The organism is Paracoccus nototheniae, assembly GCF_004335005.1.
Classification (GTDB): domain Bacteria; phylum Pseudomonadota; class Alphaproteobacteria; order Rhodobacterales; family Rhodobacteraceae; genus Paracoccus; species Paracoccus nototheniae.
In genome coordinates, this window is the sequence record NZ_RQRT01000231.1 from 1 (window position 1) to 255 (window position 255).

The window sequence follows — 255 nt, forward strand, 5'->3', positions numbered from 1 at the left end:
CCTGGTCAATCACATCTTTCGCCTGATGCGCCGTCGAGGCGGCGATTTCGCCCAGGGACAGCTCGGGGTGATACTGGACGCCCCAAAAGGTGCCGTTCCCGTGGCGGATCTCGGCGGCCTCGATCGGAGTGTCGGGGTTTGCGGCCAGGCTGCGCCCGCCCGGGGGCAGGCGGGTCACGACGCTGGAATGCATGGCAGGCGCCGTCCAGGTGGCGGGCCTGCCGTCAAGCATCGGATGCCCTGCGCCCGCTTCGG

Annotated in this window: 1 protein-coding gene; it reads right to left on the bottom strand. The window is 69.8% G+C overall.

Annotated features, from left to right (window positions below; translation table 11 throughout):
• Positions 1 to 232 (bottom strand): gamma-glutamyl-gamma-aminobutyrate hydrolase family protein (locus tag EG885_RS22575; RefSeq protein WP_165571287.1); only part of this gene is annotated, 232 nt, incomplete at its 3' end.
• Between the last annotated feature and the right edge of the window lie 23 nt (positions 233 to 255).